Annotated in this window: 14 protein-coding genes and 1 pseudogene; 7 read left to right on the top strand and 8 right to left on the bottom strand. The window is 71.3% G+C overall.

Annotated elements, in window-relative coordinates; genetic code table 11:
- Window positions 1-43: 43 nt before the first annotated feature.
- On the bottom strand, window positions 44-352 hold the full coding sequence (locus tag ACVCAG_RS22805) for a class I SAM-dependent methyltransferase (RefSeq protein WP_440086038.1): 309 nt from the start codon (window positions 350-352) through the stop codon (window positions 44-46).
- A 34-nt stretch (window positions 353-386) separates the two neighbouring features.
- Window positions 387-1505: a cation diffusion facilitator family transporter gene (locus ACVCAG_RS22810; protein ID WP_447190251.1), complete on the bottom strand. Its 1119-nt coding sequence runs from the start codon at window positions 1503-1505 to the stop codon at window positions 387-389.
- A gap of 48 nt (window positions 1506-1553) precedes the next feature.
- Between ACVCAG_RS22810 and ACVCAG_RS22815 the strand changes: the two genes are divergently transcribed.
- On the top strand, window positions 1554-1913 hold the full coding sequence (locus tag ACVCAG_RS22815; protein WP_440086036.1) for a metalloregulator ArsR/SmtB family transcription factor: 360 nt from the start codon (window positions 1554-1556) through the stop codon (window positions 1911-1913).
- Between the two features lie 119 nt (window positions 1914-2032).
- On the opposite strand, the pseudogene hisG reads toward ACVCAG_RS22815, so the two are convergent.
- The 3 genes and pseudogenes from hisG to ACVCAG_RS22830 all read right to left on the bottom strand — a co-directional run.
- Window positions 2033-2875: pseudogene (hisG, locus tag ACVCAG_RS22820) on the bottom strand (ATP phosphoribosyltransferase); the annotation flags it as partial.
- A gap of 137 nt (window positions 2876-3012) precedes the next feature.
- Entirely contained in the window at window positions 3013-4122 is a 1110-nt protein-coding gene (locus ACVCAG_RS22825) for an ATP-binding cassette domain-containing protein (RefSeq protein ID WP_447190252.1), read from the bottom strand.
- Between the two features lie 6 nt (window positions 4123-4128).
- Window positions 4129-4425 (bottom strand): hypothetical protein, encoded by a 297-nt coding sequence (locus ACVCAG_RS22830; protein WP_447190253.1) that lies wholly within the window; start codon window positions 4423-4425, stop codon window positions 4129-4131.
- Between the two features lie 372 nt (window positions 4426-4797).
- Between ACVCAG_RS22830 and ACVCAG_RS22835 the strand changes: the two genes are divergently transcribed.
- The 5 genes from ACVCAG_RS22835 to ACVCAG_RS22855 are packed head-to-tail and all read left to right on the top strand — an operon-like array spanning window position 4798 to window position 10875.
- Window positions 4798-6093 carry a CHAT domain-containing protein gene (locus ACVCAG_RS22835; protein ID WP_440086032.1) on the top strand — a complete coding sequence of 432 codons (1296 nt, stop codon included), beginning with the start codon at window positions 4798-4800 and terminating at the stop codon, window positions 6091-6093.
- Between the two features lie 10 nt (window positions 6094-6103).
- Entirely contained in the window at window positions 6104-6469 is a 366-nt protein-coding gene (locus ACVCAG_RS22840) for a hypothetical protein (RefSeq protein ID WP_440086031.1), read from the top strand.
- Window positions 6466-7086: a hypothetical protein gene (locus ACVCAG_RS22845; RefSeq protein ID WP_447190254.1), complete on the top strand. Its 621-nt coding sequence runs from the start codon at window positions 6466-6468 to the stop codon at window positions 7084-7086. The genes ACVCAG_RS22840 and ACVCAG_RS22845 overlap by 4 nt, the downstream gene beginning before the upstream one ends.
- Complete coding sequence (locus ACVCAG_RS22850; RefSeq protein WP_447190255.1) at window positions 7079-9691, top strand: hypothetical protein; 2613 nt, start codon at window positions 7079-7081, stop codon at window positions 9689-9691. The genes ACVCAG_RS22845 and ACVCAG_RS22850 overlap by 8 nt, the downstream gene beginning before the upstream one ends.
- Window positions 9688-10875, top strand: coding sequence for a hypothetical protein (locus ACVCAG_RS22855; protein WP_447190256.1), 1188 nt, complete (start codon window positions 9688-9690; stop codon window positions 10873-10875). The genes ACVCAG_RS22850 and ACVCAG_RS22855 overlap by 4 nt, the downstream gene beginning before the upstream one ends.
- A gap of 119 nt (window positions 10876-10994) precedes the next feature.
- Here the strand turns inward: ACVCAG_RS22855 and ACVCAG_RS22860 are convergent, their stop codons facing one another.
- Both ACVCAG_RS22860 and ACVCAG_RS22865 read right to left on the bottom strand, forming a co-directional pair.
- A complete protein-coding gene (locus ACVCAG_RS22860; protein WP_440086026.1) occupies window positions 10995-12203 on the bottom strand; it encodes a hypothetical protein in 1209 nt (402 codons plus the stop codon).
- A gap of 219 nt (window positions 12204-12422) precedes the next feature.
- Window positions 12423-13487: a tyrosine-type recombinase/integrase gene (locus tag ACVCAG_RS22865; RefSeq protein WP_440086025.1), complete on the bottom strand. Its 1065-nt coding sequence runs from the start codon at window positions 13485-13487 to the stop codon at window positions 12423-12425.
- A gap of 157 nt (window positions 13488-13644) precedes the next feature.
- Between ACVCAG_RS22865 and ACVCAG_RS22870 the strand changes: the two genes are divergently transcribed.
- Window positions 13645-14778, top strand: coding sequence for a hypothetical protein (locus tag ACVCAG_RS22870; protein ID WP_447190257.1), 1134 nt, complete (start codon window positions 13645-13647; stop codon window positions 14776-14778).
- A 106-nt stretch (window positions 14779-14884) separates the two neighbouring features.
- On the opposite strand, the gene ACVCAG_RS22875 is transcribed toward ACVCAG_RS22870, so the two are convergent.
- A complete protein-coding gene (locus tag ACVCAG_RS22875; RefSeq protein WP_447190258.1) occupies window positions 14885-15658 on the bottom strand; it encodes an IclR family transcriptional regulator in 774 nt (257 codons plus the stop codon).
- Between the last annotated feature and the right edge of the window lie 118 nt (window positions 15659-15776).

Genomic DNA, 15776 nt, shown 5'->3' on the forward strand with positions numbered 1-15776 from the left:
GGATGAGCGCCACGGCGACCGCACCACCCGCCGACCTTCGCGTTCAGTCTTGCCCGAGGCTACGAGAGGCGGCGGGTCGTACGGCGCGCAGGTAGTACAGGGCGGGTCCCAGCGGGCCGGTGCCCCGCAGGTCGAACCCGGCCTGCTCGATCAAGGTGGTGAGGCGGCCGCGCAGGTCCTCGCGCATGGCGGGACCGGTGAGGCGGCCGACCAGGTGAGCGGCCCACCGGTTGGCCGGCGGGCGGGACTCGGCGATCAGCAGGAGCCCGCCGGGACGCAGGACGCGGAACATCTCGCCGATCGCGGCGGGCACAGCAGGAGCGGGCATGTGGTGCAGGGAGAAGCTGGCCACGACGAACTCCTTGACGGGGCGAAAATCCCTCAGGCTAGCGATGGGAGGCCAGCGGGGCGTGATGGTCGGCGCCATCGAGACTGTCGGGGTCGGCGTGCACGGTGGCGGCGCCGAGGCGGGGCAGATGATGGATCAACCGGTGCTCGGCCTCCACCGCCACGGCGTGCGCCCGCAGCAGCGACAGGCCGGGATCGACCACGATGTCGACCTCGGCGCGCAGCGTATGACCGATCCAGCGCAGCCGCATCGATCCGACCCGCCGCACGCCGGGAGTGGCGGTGAGGATCTGCTCGCCCTGGTCCAGAAGGGCCGGATCGACCGCGTCCATCAGGCGGTGGTAGATCTCCCGGGCCGCGTCCCGCAGGACGAAGCAGATCGCCACCGTGATCACCAAGCCGATGACCGGGTCGGCGATCGGATAGCCCAGCGCCGCGCCGCCCGCGCCCAGCAGCACGGCCAGCGAGGTGAAACCGTCGGTGCGGGCGTGCAGCCCGTCGGCGACCAGAGCAGCCGAGCCGATCTTCCTGCCGACCTTGATCCGGTAACGGGCCACCCACTCGTTGCCGAGAAACCCGACCACCCCGGCGCCGGCCACCCACCCCAATGCCTGCACCTCCTGGGGGTCGATCAGGCGCCGCACGGCCTCATAGCCGGCGAACGCGGCGGAGGCGGCGATGATCACTACGATGGCGATGCCCGCCAGGTCCTCGGCCCTGCCGTATCCGTAGGTGAAGCGGCGGGTGGCCGCCCGGCGCCCGAGGGAGAAGGCGATCGCCAGCGGGATCGCGGTCAGAGCGTCGGCGACGTTGTGCAAAGTGTCGCCCAGCAGGGCGACCGAGCCGGAGAAGGCCACGATCACCACCTGGATGGCGGCGGTCACCATGAGAACGGCGAAAGAGATCGCCAATACCCGCATCCCCTGGCTGCTGGACTCCAACGCCGCGTCGCTCTTGTCGGCGCTGTCGTGGCTGTGCGGGGTGAAAGCGTGGCCGACGCGCCCGGCCAGGCGCCTGAGCCGGCCGCTCGCGGACGCTTCTTCGTGCCCGTGCCCGTGCCCGTGCCCGTGACCGTGCCCGTGACCATGTCCGTGACCATGTCCGTGGTCGCCGGGCTCACGGGGAGACAAAGAATCGGCGTTGTGCTGACCAGACATCGCTACCTCACTTGCGAGCGGTGACTCTGTCGAGCAGTATATGTATTCATGTATGCACGCGACAACGTCTCAGGTGCCACCTCCTCGCAGGAGCAACCCACCGGCGCCCAGGTGGAGGCCGCCGTCGAGGCCTTCCGGATGCTCAGCGACGCCACCCGGCTGCGCCTGATGTGGCTGCTGTCCTCCGGCGAGTACGACGTCGGCTCCCTCGCCGAGGCCCTCGCGGTCGCACGCCCCTCGGTCTCCCAGCACCTGGCCAAACTGCGTCTGGCCGGGCTGGTTCGCACCCGCCGAGACGGCCGCCGCGTGCTGTACCGGGCTCGCGACGTCCATGTCCGCACCCTCATCGGTGAGGCTCTCTTCCACGCCGATCACGAGGTCTCCGGCATCCCCCGCCACCCGGACTGACCACGGGCCGCCCCGCCCGCCGACCATGACGCGTCGGCCCGCGTATGGCAGGGGGTACAGCTTGTTGCGTGCGCGGCGCCGCCTGCGACGCGAACGCCCCCGGAGGTATCGCGATGACGCAGGCGGCAGGCGTAGATGTCGGTGACCAGGAGGGCACGCGCGCCGATCCGCCACAGCCGGTCCATGCTCAGCTGGTGCCCCGCGCGGGGGATCATGACACGGACGGCGGCCCAGCCCTCGCGGTGCAGGGGCGAGACCACGAAGGTCTCCATGCCCGGGATCGGCGCGATTGCCTCGTCAATACGCCTGGACGGGATGCGGTAGTCCATCATCACGTAGTCGCGGGCAACCAGAACACCGCGAAGCCGCTGCACGAGCTGCCGCAGCCCGGTACTCTCCGGCGCCCAGACCTGCTTGATCAGCACGGCCTGCGAACGCAGAATCGGGTCACCGAAGATCTCCAGCCCGACGTCAGGCCACGTTGTCTCCGGCTCAAGCGCGTCGGCGACAGCGTCGGCGACGCCGAGCCGGATTGCGGTCTCGTCCGCGCCGTCCAGCGAGACGACCCGAGCATCGACCTTCCGCTCGGCCAGATACTTCTCCAGCAGCCGCGGGTAGGCGGTGGCGACCCGTAGGCCGGTGAGGTCTCGAACACTTGTGAACTTCCCTGCCCTGGCCAGGAGGTGAAGCGTCGACTCACCGAAGCCGAGCGTGGTGATCTCCTCGGCGGAGGCCTCGGACTCCAAGAGCATGTCCTGGCCGGTTATACCGGCATCCAGCATCCCTTCTCCGACGTACACGGCGATGTCACGAGGATGCAGGAAAAACACCTCACAGGAGTTCTCCGGATCTGAGACCACACGCTCGGTGCTGTCTTGGCGCGGCCGGTAACCGGCTTCCTGCACCATCGTCTGGGCGGCCTCGGCCAGGACGCCCTTGTCGGGAACGGCGATGCGCAACATGGCGTACGCGCCCCGCGATCGCAGGTGGCGGGCAGACCCGCACACCTGCGCGACGTCTGAGCCTTCGCACTGGATTCGCGTCTTGTCCGATGGTTCCAAGAAGGACTCTGTGCGGGTCTGCATGCTCTCTCTCGCGATCAGCGGTACGCGCTCCGGGGTGGGGGCCGGTCATCCGAGGCCCGCACCACCACGCCAAGGGGTGAACGGGGGTTAAGACGGTCAGGACCCGGTGACGGCCATCCCGTAGGGAAGCTCCAGCCGGTGCTGGGCCAGCAGCGTCGCGTCGGCGAGAATCCGGCGGCTCGGGCCGTCGGCGACGATGGTTCCGCCGGACAAGATGAGCGATCGTTCACAGAGTTCGAGGGCGTAGGGCAGGCCGTGAGCACGGTGACGTCCAGGCCGCGCAGGATGTCGGCCGACTCGCGGCGCGAGGCCGGGTCCAGGTTGGATGAGGGCTCATCCAGGACCAGGATCTCCGGCCGCGTCGCCAGCACGGTCGCCACCGCGACCCGGCGCCGCTGGCCGGACGACAGATGGTGCGGGGGCCGGTCGATGAGGTGGAGCAGGCCGACCTGCTCCAAGGCGGCGTTGACGCACCGGTTCAGCTCTTGTCCTCGCAGGCCGAGGTTGGCCGGGCCGAAGGCGACGTCCTCGCCGACCGTCGGCATGAACAGCTGGTCGTCGGGGTCTTGGAAGACCAGTCCGACGCGGCGCCGGATCTCGCGCAGGTTCTCCCGCCTCACGGGCAGCCCGCCCACCGACACCGTGCCGAGCCCGGGGGTGAGGATGCCGTTGAGGTGCATCACCAGTGTGGTCTTGCCCGCGCCGTTCGGGCCGAGCAGCAGGGCGCGCGGTTCGGTGGTCGCGGCCGGCAGAATCGACGCGATCACTCCGAGGGTCGCCTTGGCCAGGATGTTCCACGCGGCCAGCAGCCCGTCAACGCTCATCGGCAGGCCGAGCACGCTGATGCGCTCACCTTCGGAGAGAAAGGGCAGCGCCACGGCGAACGCCACGAACGGCACTTCGACGACCATCCGGCGAAGGATGAAAGCCGCCGGTAGCCGCGCCAGCAGGGCGACTGCGCCCAAGATGAGCGCGTAAAGGCCGAACGCGGCGAATCGCTGCCGGTCGGTGGCCACCACGACCAGGGTGAACGCGATCATCGCGACCAGCTTGCAGTGCGGCGGCAACCGGTGGACGGCCGTGTCCAGCGGCCGGTAGAGCTGATGGGTGTGTCCGCCGGCCACAGCCGCTCACTCCTTCGTCGTAGAGGTCGTCGTGGGGGTCGTCGGCTGGAGCATGGCGAAGTCGGTGTGGGCCTGCTTCTCGTGCGCGGCCGGCGCCCGGTAGATGCTCGCCAGGCTAGGGTGCTGTCCCTTGCGCTTGCCGGTGGGGATGATCAGGTTCGGGCAGATGTCCTCCACCGACTCGCCGTTCGCGCGGTGGCAGGCTCCCGGGCCGGACGAGCGGGGTACTCGTAGGCCCGGCCCTCGCCGCTGCGGGCACGACACGACCACGCAGAGCCCACGCATCCGCCCCTGCGGGTTCACTGATGGAGAAGTACATCCTGTGACCGGCGCCGCCTCTGCCGGAGACAGGTCGTTCGTCTCATTGATCATGAAGTATGTCTTCGCTTCGCCCGTAGGGATCAGGATGATCGTGCCTGCTCAGGGCGCCAACCGCCTCAAACAGATGAGAAAAACTGCAGGATGCTTCATCTTGAACGAGACGATCTCACCGTAATCAGGAGGGTAATATCGCTATTGTGTTCGAAAAAACGAGCCGAAATTAGATTTGCCGATATGCCTCAGATTGAGTGAGACGGGACAGCGGGCGATGATCGGGACGGCCTTCACCGGTCGCAGCGCCGCGGTTACAGTACGAAGAACGACCGGGACCTCTGGAGGGCGTGATGCGATGTGATGCCCGATGAACGGACGGACATGTCCCGCGCGGTCGACCGGCGGGTTGCTCTGGCCCGCGAGTGGGACGAGCTCGTCCGTCAGGTCCGCGAACTCGACGGGTTCGAGGACTTCCTCCGGCCGCCGCGCCTGCGAAACCTGCTGCCGGCCGCCGCGCACGGCCCGGTCGTCGTGGTCAACATCAGCCAGTGGCGTTGCGACGCGCTCATCGTCGGCGCCGGCGGCGTACGGTCTGTGACCCTGCCAGGGGTGACACTGAAGGCCGTCACCGAGCGGACCGGTGGCTATCTCCGCGTGCTGCACGTCGTGGACCAGGCAGCCCACGACCTGTACGCCGCCAGAGAGCTCTACGACGATGGCGACCACACCCCCGAGACGATAAGGCGCTACACCGAGGCCAAGCTCGCCCTCGGACGGGCCGCCAGAGCCCGGGAGACGATGCTCACCGGGCTCCTGGCCTGGCTCTGGGACGAGATCGCCGCCCCCGTCCTCGCCGACCTGGACCTCACCGGCGCTCCGGCGAACGGGCGGCCCTGGCCGCGCGTGTGGTGGTGCCCGACGGGGCTGCTGACCCTGTTGCCCCTGCACGCGGCCGGCTATCACGACGGGACGGGCCGCGCCGTGGTGGACAGGGTGATCTCCTCCTACACACCCTCCCTGCGCGCCCTGCGAGAAGCCCGGCAACCCCTGGACCTGCGGCCCGACGACGAGCGCATGCTGGTCGTCGCCCTGGAGGAGACGGCCGGCGAAGTGCCGCTCACCGACGTGGCGCGCGAGAGGGACCTGCTCGCCTCCCTGTTCGCCTCCCGGATCACCCTGCTGGAGGGCGAGGTCGCGACCACGGAGGCGGTACAGGCCGAGTTGCCCCGGCACAGGTGGGCGCACTTCTGCTGCCACGGCGGCCAGAACCTCGCCGCCCCGTCGCAGGGCGGGCTGGTCCTGCACGACCGTAGTCTCACCATCGCCGACATCAGCGCGCAGCAGTACCGCGGCGAGTTCGCGTTCCTGTCGGCGTGCATGACGGCCACCGGCGGTGTCGACCTGCCCGACGAGGCGATCACCCTGGCCGCCGCCCTCCACTACACCGGCTACCGGCAGGTCATCGGCACTCTCTGGTCGGTGTACGACGACATGGCGGCCGACGTCGCCGAGGCCGTGTACGCGGATCTCACCTCGTCCGGGCGGTTCGAGCCGGACCGCTCCGCCCACGCCCTGCATGGGGCGATCCACCTGCTCCGCGACGTCCGACGCCTGCCACCGAGCGCCTGGACGCCGTTCGTCCACATCGGTCCCTGAAGGAGAGTCCATGACGGCCAGCGCCTCTTCGCCGGCGGACGGCGAGCCGCTGCCCTACAAGGAGATCACCGACGAGGCGTACGCCCGGCTCGCCGCGGACAGCTTCACCGTCGAGGAACCGTATCCCGGCACCCTGATCCTCCGCGGTCCCTGTCCTCGCTGCCGGGCACCCATCGAGATACCCCTCGTAAGCGGCATCGTGCGGTCCTCCCGCTCGGCACGCGACCGGTTGCGGCGCAGGCCGCGACCGCCGGCGGCCTCGGAGACGGTCGAACCGATGATGTGCACCTGTGAGGACGATCACCCCGCCCGCCCAGAGGGCCGCTACGGGTGCGGCGCCTACTGGACCCTCACCATCTCGGCGCAGCCGCGGTGAGTCGCCGCCTCTCCCCCAGCCCCGGCCCGGCCGCCCCGGCCCACCTGCTGGCCGCCCAGGATCGGGACCATCTGCTGCGCACCGAGCTCCCCCGCGTCCGCGAGGCCGCGGCGGCCTGGCGCAACGGTCTCGGCGGGCTGCTGGCCGCGCTCATCGGGTTCAGCCTGGTCAAGGGCCGCACGGACGTCGGGCAACTCGACCGGGGATGGGCCGTCGTGGTCGGCGTGCTGCTCCTGGTCGCGTTGGTCGTCGGCGCCGTGGCCGCGCTTCTGCTCATCCGCGCGGCGCACGGGCGGCCCTCGGTCGCCTCGACCAGGACGCTCCCGCCGCGCCGCGCCGCCGACCACCTCGAAGCGCTCGTCTCGGCCGCGGCGATGCGCCGCGGCATCGCGCTGACACTCCTGTGCGCCGCGCTCCTCGTCGCCGCGGTCGGCGCGACCTGGTACGGCCCCGAGGCCGGCAAGCCGTCGCTGTCGGTGACCAGCCCGGCGGGTACGACATGCGGGTCCGTCGTACGCGTCGGCGGCGGCCGCGCCGTCCTGAAGACCAAAACCGGGGAGGTCACCGCGGACCTGTCCGCGGCTACGGCGATCGAGGCGGTCGAGAAGTGTGAGTAACCGCGACTACAAGGACGCCGACCGCCTGGTCCGAACCGCGTGGCGGCGGATCTCACGGTTCGCCGACCGCGGCGACCGGAACGCCTTCGCCGGCCCGTCCGCCCTGGCCGAGACGGCGGCGCTCATGCGGATCACGGCGTCCGGCGAGCTTGGTGACGCGACTCGGCAACATCGGCTGCTCGAGACGCTGGGCTGGTCGTGCTGGTGCCTGTATCGCGCCGCGCCGCGGGAGCACCTCCCGTACCTGCAACTCGCTCTGGTGTACTTCGAGACCGCGGCCCGGCTCGGGAACACACGACTTCCGGAGCCGCTGCGGTCGGGGTTCGCCGTGGGCCTCCGGCACGCGGCGGACCTCTGGGGCAACCGCGCCCACGCGACGCTGAGCAGCGTGGCCGAGCCGGACGGACCGGCTCTCGACGAGGCGGTCGAGCTGCTGCGGCTGGCCATCGCGTACACGCCGGACCAGAACGATCCCACCCACGCGAGCGACCTCACCAACCTGGGCGCGGCGCTGAGCCTCCGCCACCACAGGCACGGGCACCCCGGTGACCGGGAAGAGGCGATCGCGATCCTGGAGCAGGTCGCGGCGCGGGACGACGCCGATCTGCCGTCGGTCCTGACCAGCCTGTACCACCTCCAGCTCCGGTCAGAGCCGCCGCCCGGCGCGGGCACCCCGTACGCCCCCGCGGTCACCGCCCAGCGGCTGGTGGACAGCACCGGCCCCGAGGCCCCGGAACGCGCGGAGAGGCTGATCTACCTGGCCACCTCACTCGGGCGAGCCGCCGAGCGCAGCGGCCGGACCGAGGATCTCGACCGCGCCATCGCGGCCGGCAGGGAGGCGATCAGCCGCTCGGAGCATCTGCCGGAGATCCGGCCTGTGGCCTGCGCCGCCACCGCGGGCCTGCTGCATGACAGGTTCGAGCTGACCGGCGAACGGGCGTACCTCGACGAGGCCGTGGAACTCCTGCGCGCGGCCGGCCGGATGCCGCCCGCCCCCGGCCTGGACGCCGAAGGGCTCCTGCGCGCGCTCGCCACCCTGCTCGCCGACCGTTATCGCGGCTTCGGGGCGCCCGGTGACCTCGACGAGGCGATGCGGCTGGCGCACCGGCTGACGGCCGCGGCCCCGCCCGGCAGCGACGACGCCCGGCAGGCGCGCAGCCTCATGGCGCGCGTCCTCGCCTTCCGGTTCGAGAACATCGGGGAGCTGGACGGCCTGCGGGAGGCGGTACGCCTGATGCGCGAGGTCACCGCCGACGCCGACGCCACTCCGGCCGACCACAGGCAGCTGGCTGTCGTGCTGCGCAAGCTGCACGAACGCAGCGGCAGCAGGGAGGCGCTGCGCGAGGCCATCGCGGCCCACCGCACGGCGACGGCCGAGGCCCCCGAGGGCGAGCATCGGGCGGCGGCCTCGTCCAACCTGGCCTTCGCGCTGCGCAACGAGTTCGAGCTCAGCGGCGACCGGCACAGCCTCGACGAGGCGATCGAAGTCGCGGAGGACGCGGTCGCGGCCACGCCCGAGAACGCCCTTGACCGGATCGACCACCTCGTCAACCTCGCCACCGCGCTGCACACCAGGTACGGCCACTTCGGCGACTCGGCCGACCTGGACCGGGCGGTGGACCTCTACCGGCAGTCCCTGGCCGGCCCCCTCCCCAGCCCGGACCGGCAGGCCGTCTCCCTGACGAACCTGGCGCAGGCGCTGCTCGACCGGCACCGGGCACGTCGTTCGGACGAGGATCTGACCGCCGCGGTCGCCCTCATGGAACGTGCCGCGGACCTGCTGCCCGAGGGCCATTCGCTCACCCCGACGGCCCTGGCCGGGCACGCCTCGGCCCTGGCCACCCGCAGCTCGGGCGACGCGCCCGGCCCCGACCTGCGCCGGGCGATCGGCCTGCTGGAACGCGCGCTGGCCGGGGTGGCCGACGACGACCCGATGCGCTCGTTCCTCTTTTCCAACCTGGGCAGGCACTTGCGGGACAGGTTCTCCGAGACGGCCGACCCCGCCGACCTGCGCCGGGCGGTGGAGGTCTCGGAGGCGGGGCTGGCCCACACCCCGCCGGAGTCACCGGTCCACGCGGAACTCCTGCTGAACCTGGGCGGCGCCAACGCCCACCTGTTCGACCAGTCGGGCGATCCAGCGGCCCGCGACCGGGCCCTGGACTGCTGGCGGCGAGCCGCGCTGTCGCCCACGGCGGCCACATCGGTCCGGATGACCTGCGCGATCGCCTGGGCCAGGATGTCTGCGCGGACGTCACCGGGTTCGCCGGACACGATCGAGGCGTTCGGCACCGCGATCCAGCTCCTGCCCGTGCTCGCCTGGCCTGGGCTGCCCCGCACGGATCAGGAGCGGATGCTGCGGCCGACGATGCTCCTGGCCGGGGACGCCGCCGGCGCCGCGCTCGACGCGGGGGACACCGCTCTCGCCGTCGCCTTCCTCGACCAGGGATGCAGCGTCCTGTGGTCCCATCTCCTCGCCGCCCGCTCGGACCTGTCGGCGCTGCGCGAGAGGGACGCGACGCTGGCCGGCCGCCTGGAGTCCGTCCGCCGGCGACTGGCCGGCTCCGAGCCCGGCTCCGTCCCCGTTTCCGGAAGGGCGGTGCCATGACGCGCGAGGAGGATGTGCGTGCCGCCGTGCGAGATTGCCTGGACGCCGCCGGCGACACCCGCGAACTGGTCTCGCGGATTTCCGGCAATCCTCTGGTGGAGACGCCGGAATTCGCCTGGCGGCTGCACGAGTTGCTCCAGGGCGCCGGGCCCGACGCTCGGGCCGCGGCCGCCGTCGTCATGATGATTGACCGGCACCGGTCGGCGAGGACCGCTCTGGGCATCGAATACTCGCTCGGGAAGTACGTGTCCGACCGTGTCATCGAGGGCTGGGAGGCGCTGATCGACGCCCGGTGCCTCCCAGCCGCCGCCGCGGCGGTCGTCGAGTTCTCGATGACGGCGGAGGACGGGTTCGACGCCTTCGCGCAAGCACTCGTCGCCGATGCGCTGTTCCGCCAGGACGAGGTCGGCGCCGCCCGCTACTACGCGCGCTGGGAACTCCTGCGCGAGTGCCGGGCGATCGGCGTGCCCGCGGCCCTCGCCCGGCGAACCGTCGCCGGTCTCACCGAGGCGCTGCGGGCGATGATCGGGTACGTGGCGGGGACACCGGTCACGGCCCCGGCCGTGACCGCGCCTTCGGCGGGCGAGATATTTCCGCCCGCGGTGCACGGCCTGCTCCAGGGCGCCGCCGCCCTGTCTCATGTGTTGTCGGGCCGGGACGTGCCCGCTCTCGATGTGGCCGTCGAGCTCACCCGGCGGGCCCGGGAGGCGACGCCGGACCTGGCGCCGTACGCGCCGCTGCTTCGCGGCTTCCACGCGGCGCTGCTCCTCAGGCGGCACGAGCGGACGGGCAGCGGGAACGACCTGGAGGCCGCCGCCGACGGCCTGCTCGCCGCGGGAGAGGGGTCAGCGTGGATCGAGCCGTACGCGCCTGTCCTGGTGGCAGCGGCCAACGCGTGCCTCGCGCGGCTCTGGGCGTCGGACACCACCCATGACCAGCGGCGTCTGGACACTTTGATCCGCTTCCAGCGCGCGGCCGGGATGTTCGCAACGGGCGAGGCCGCGGCGGAGCTGTCGTGGTGGGCCGGGCGAATGAAGGAGCTGGCCCGGTCCGGCACCGGCTCGGTGACCTCCGGCGATGTCTCGCGCCTGGAGAGGGCCCGGACCGCCCTTCCCGCCCGCGACGGACCGGGAGGCGATTTGCCGTTCCCCCGGCCGCAAGGCCTCACAGCGTTCGGTGCATGACGAGCTTGGGGTGCCGTTGAAGCTGGACGCGAACCTCGCGCGCCCGTACCTCGGTCTCGGCTGGACGAGGAAGGCCGTCCGCCTCACACTCGACACCGACGCGGAAGGGGGCGAGCGTCTCAGGGGCGCTCAGGGAAGTTCTCATGAGGCGGGATGGCACCCGGATCCTCGGCTGACGGGGCCTGCGGAGGTGTCCGAAGGGTGAGGAGGCGGCTGATCGTCTGCTGGGCGGTGGCTTCGCGCTGTTCGGCGGCCTGGGCGCGGTGTTCGGCCCGTTCCAGCGCCTGCCGCAGAGCCTTCAGCCGGGTGTCGGCCACCGCGATCGCGGTCTGTGCCTGGTCGCGCTGGGCCTGGGTTCGCCGCAGGTCCGCACGTTCGGTGGCGAGCTCCTCCTCCAGGCGGGTGAGCTGCGCGGTGAGTTCCTCGCGTACGCGGCCGGTCTCGGCGCGGGCCGCCTCGGCTTCCCGGTGGGCCTTCTCGCGGGCGCGCTCGGCGCGCTCGGCGCGACCGGTGGTGGTGTTCAGGTCGGTACGCGCCTGATCGAGGTCGGCGGTGCGGTCGGCCAGGGCGTTTTCCAGGGTGGCGGTCTGCCGGTCGTGTTCCGCGGCCACGGTGGCGTTGTGGCGGCGTTCGGCGTCCAGGACCCCCTGCAGGGCGTCGCGCTCGGAGGTGATCCGCCGGACCGCGCGCTCGGCGGCGGCGGCACGCTCGGCGGCCGCGGTGGCGTCCTGCTGGGCGCGGGCCCGGGCGGATTCGTGCTCGCCGGCCGTACGCCAGGCCGCGCGTTCGGACTCCTCGGCGCGCTGTTGCGCCGCGGCTGCCTTCTCCACGGCCTTCTCACCTGCGGCGATGGCGGCCTCGGCGCTGTCGTGGGCGGCGGCGGCGCGCCGGTCGGCGGCGGTGACGCGTTCGGTGGCGCGCTGCTCGGCGGCCGCCGCGGCGGCGCGGGCCTCTTCGGCGGCCTGTTCGGCGGCGTCGATCTGGGTGAGCGCGCCGGTGGTCGCGGCGGTCAGCGCTTCGGTGAAGGCGGCCAGCTGGGCGCTCCACTGCTCACCCGCGCTCAGCAGATCGCCGTTCAGCGCGCCGGTGCGGCGCAGGGCTTCGACGACCACCGGGGTGTGGGCGGCGGTGCGGGCACGGTGCGCGGCGGCGCGGCAGGCGTCTCCGCAGTACAGGGCCGGACGGCCGCTGCGACGGCCACCGCGGCCCAGCGGCTCGAGCCGGTTGGCACACCCCGAACGGGCGCACACACGCCCCGTATCGGCATCGTCCAGACTCGCATCGTGGGCCCGATCGGTCTCGGTCGCGTGGGAGGAGTCGTCGCTCACCCGCAAAGGGTACACCGTACCGTTTGCAAACGATCATCTTTTCATTCGTTCGAAACGAAATTAGAAATGATGGCGGGATCCGCCGCTACGAGGCACGGGGATTCCCTGCCGCTGAACACTGGCCATGACTCAGCGTAACTGACATAACGCGACGTCTCCGGGAAGGCGGGACGAAGGGATCGGTGAAGGTCCGGGGGTGTCGTCCGGTTTCGGGTGGGCTCACAGGCCGACGCCTCGCATGGCGTTGTCGCGCCAGCGGTCGACGGCGCGGATGTAGCGCAGGACGACCGGGGAGGCGGGGGCCCAGCGGCCGTGTTTGGCGATGACGGAGACGGGGACGCCCGCGGCGTAGGCGACGGTGGCGCCGCCGGCGCGCAGGCTGTGCGCGGTGAAGGTGTCCGCGCCGGGGACGGCGGCGCGGACGGCGAGGTCGCGGACGATGACGTTGACGGCGTCGGCGCCGAGGCGGGGGCCGAGGTTGCCGTGGCGGTCGATGCGGCGCAGCAGCCGCCCGGAGGTCTCTCCCGCCTCGGTGAGCACGGTGATCCAGTCGCTCCAGACGGCGACGGGGTCGGTCAGGGGGTGGCTGCCACGCGGGATGGCGACGGTCTCGCCGCGGCTGTCCTTGTCGGTTTTGGAGGTGCGGATGGTGACCTCCAACCCGTCGGGGACCTGCCGGACGTCGTCGCAGGTCAGGGCGACGAGCTCGGAGCGGCGGCCCATCAGGGCCAGGCCCAGCACCAGCAGGAGCCGGTCGCGCAGGCCGGTGCGGGTGTTCAGGTCGCAGGCGCTGACCATGGCGCGCAGCGCGTCGATGCCTACCGGTGGGGCTTCGCGCTGGCCGCGGGTGCCGGCCTCGGCGCGGGCGCGTTTGTAGGCGCGCAGTCCCAGGCGGGCGGCGTCGGTGAAAGGCTGGTTGTGGTGGCCGGCCAGGCGGTGCATGGTGCGCACGCAGGCGATGGCCTGCTCGATGCTGGCGGGAGCCCGATCGGCCGCGCACAGCGTCTCGACGTATTCGGCCAGCGTGTTGCCGGTGGCGGGCATCTCGACCCGGCCGTGCTCGATGCACCAGGTGGAGAAAGCGGTCCATTGGCGTTCATACGCACGCCGGGTGTTGGGAGGGACACCGTCGGCGATGCGAGCCCGGGCCTCTTCGCTGAGCACGTGGTCCGCCGCGGTGTACCGCCTTCCGTCGGCGGTCGTGATGGCGCTCTCCGGCCCCCGCTCCCCCACTCGGACGACCTGCCCGGTGAGCGGTTTCTCGCGATGTCCGTCATCCGTCACTCGGCAGCCTCCAAAGGCCTCGTTTCGAGGGGGTCGCCCTGACCCGCGATAAGTGATGTTATCGCGGGTCAGCCCGAACGCGCACCGTCCTTAGGTTTTCATTTTTGCGCGTACGAAAATCAAACGTTCGCGAACGGTACGTTGATAATCTCATTGAGTGATCGATGGCCCTTCCGGCACGCTTGAGCATCCCGTGAACCTCGACATGAGTAGCGACACCTCCGATACCGGACGGATGTGCGCCCGTTCTGGGTGCGTCAACCGGCTGGAGCCTTCCAGCCGCAGTGGCCGTCCGGCGCTGTATTGCGGGGACGCCTGCCGCGCCGCCGCGCACCGCGCCCGCACCGCCGCCCACACACCGCTGGTCACCGAAGCACTACGGCGAACTGGTGCGTTGAGCGGCGATCTGCTGAGCGCGGGCGAGCAGTGGACGACTCAGCTGGCCGCCTTCACCGAGGCACTGACCGCGGCCACCACCGGTGCGCTCACTCAGATCGACGCTGCCGAACAGGCCGCGGAAGAGGCCCGGGCCGCCGCCGCGGCCGCCGAACAGCGCGCCACTGAACACATCGCCGCAGCCGAACGGCGCGTCGCTGCCGCCCAAGACAAGGCCGAGGCTGCGATCGCCGCAGGTGAGAAGGCCGTCCAGCAGGCCGCTGCGGCGCAACAACGTGCCGAGGAGTCCGAACGGGCGGCCTGGCGCGCGGCCGGTGAGCACGAATCCGAACGCGCTCGCGCCCAGCAGGACGCCACGGCAGCTGCCGAACGCGTCGCCACCGCTGAGCGCACAATCCGGCGGACCACCTCTGAGCGCGACGCCTTACAGGGAGTCCTGGACGCCGAACGCCGACAAGCCACCGCCGCAGCCGCCGAACACGATCGGCAGACCACCACGTTGAAATCAGCGCTGGCCGAGCAGACCACCACTCTTGATCAAGCGCGTACCGACCTGAAAGCCGTTGGTAGCCGCGCCGAACGCGCTGAGGTCGCCCGTGAGCAGGCGTACCAGGAAGCTGAGGCGGCGCGCGCCGAGACCGGCCGGGTCCGTGAGGAACTCACCGCCCAAGCTCAGGCTCTGCAGCAGATCCGTGACCAACGCGACGAGGCCCGGACCGCCGCCGCGGTGGCCACCGCCCAATTAGGGACCTTGCAGCAGGCGTTGGAGCAGGCCGACCACCGCGCCCAGGCCGCCGAACAACGCGAAGCCGCCGCGCAGCAGACAATCAGCCAGCTCCTCGTTAGCCAGGCCAGCGAAGCCCATCCACCACAGCAGAGCCAGACAACGACCTGAACCGCCCCGGTTTTTATGGACGCTCTTGATGTACCTCAAAGGGACAACTTTGCACCCACCCAGTGTGGTTCATCCGAAGGCTGAGGCGGGTGCCTTCCGGCGTCCGCTACGGCTCGATCTGCTGCGACAGGCCGGCCTGCACGTCGAGGGCTCGGCTGAGTGCCATCCCGGTGATCTGCAGTGGCCGGGCCAGTGACCATGCGTGCTCCTCGTTGGGCACTACCAGGCCGAGCGCGGCGACTACGCGTCCGGCTACCCGCACCGGCACGGAGATCCCGGTGGCGTTCGGGCGGATGTGGCCCGGGCAGAAGGCGAACCCGTTCTGGCGTACCTCTGCGAGGGCCGTGCGCAGGGTCCGCTGGTCGGTGATCGTGTGCGGGGTGTACGGCTGCAACGGCCCGCGCAGCACCCGGTTCCTGAGGTCGGCGGGAGCGTGCGCCAGCAGGACCAGGCCCGCCGATGAGGCGTGCAGCGGCAGTCGCCCGCCGATCTGGGTGACGGTGACGACCGCGCCCGGCGCGATGAGGCGTTCGATGAACAGCACCTCCTCGCCGTCGAGGATGCCGAGTTGCGCGGAGTGGCCGACCACGCTGTGCAGATCGCTCATGAACTGCATGGCGGTCTCCCGTAGCGTGCGTACCGGTGAGGCCCGCTGGGCGAGTTCCCACAGCCGGTTGCCGATCCGCACCCGGCGCTGCTCGTCTCGGGCCAGGAGCCCATGCCGGGTCAGCTCCTCGACCAGGCGGACGGTGGTGGCCAGCGGCAGCGCGGCCCTGCGGCTGATCTGGCTCACCGTCAGCATCGGCTCTTGAGGGCTGAACGCCTCAAGGATGCGCACGGCGCGCGTCAGTACCGACTCACCGCTGGACGATCTGGCCATGCTTTCCATCATCGCTGGTCAGGGTCCTTTTGGCGCGCCGTCGTCCATTGAATGGATGTGCGGTGGAAGGGCGCCCGTAACAGGCTCATCATCGGCTGCTAACCCACCCCCCGAAAGG

The organism is Streptosporangium sp. G12 (assembly GCF_052983175.1).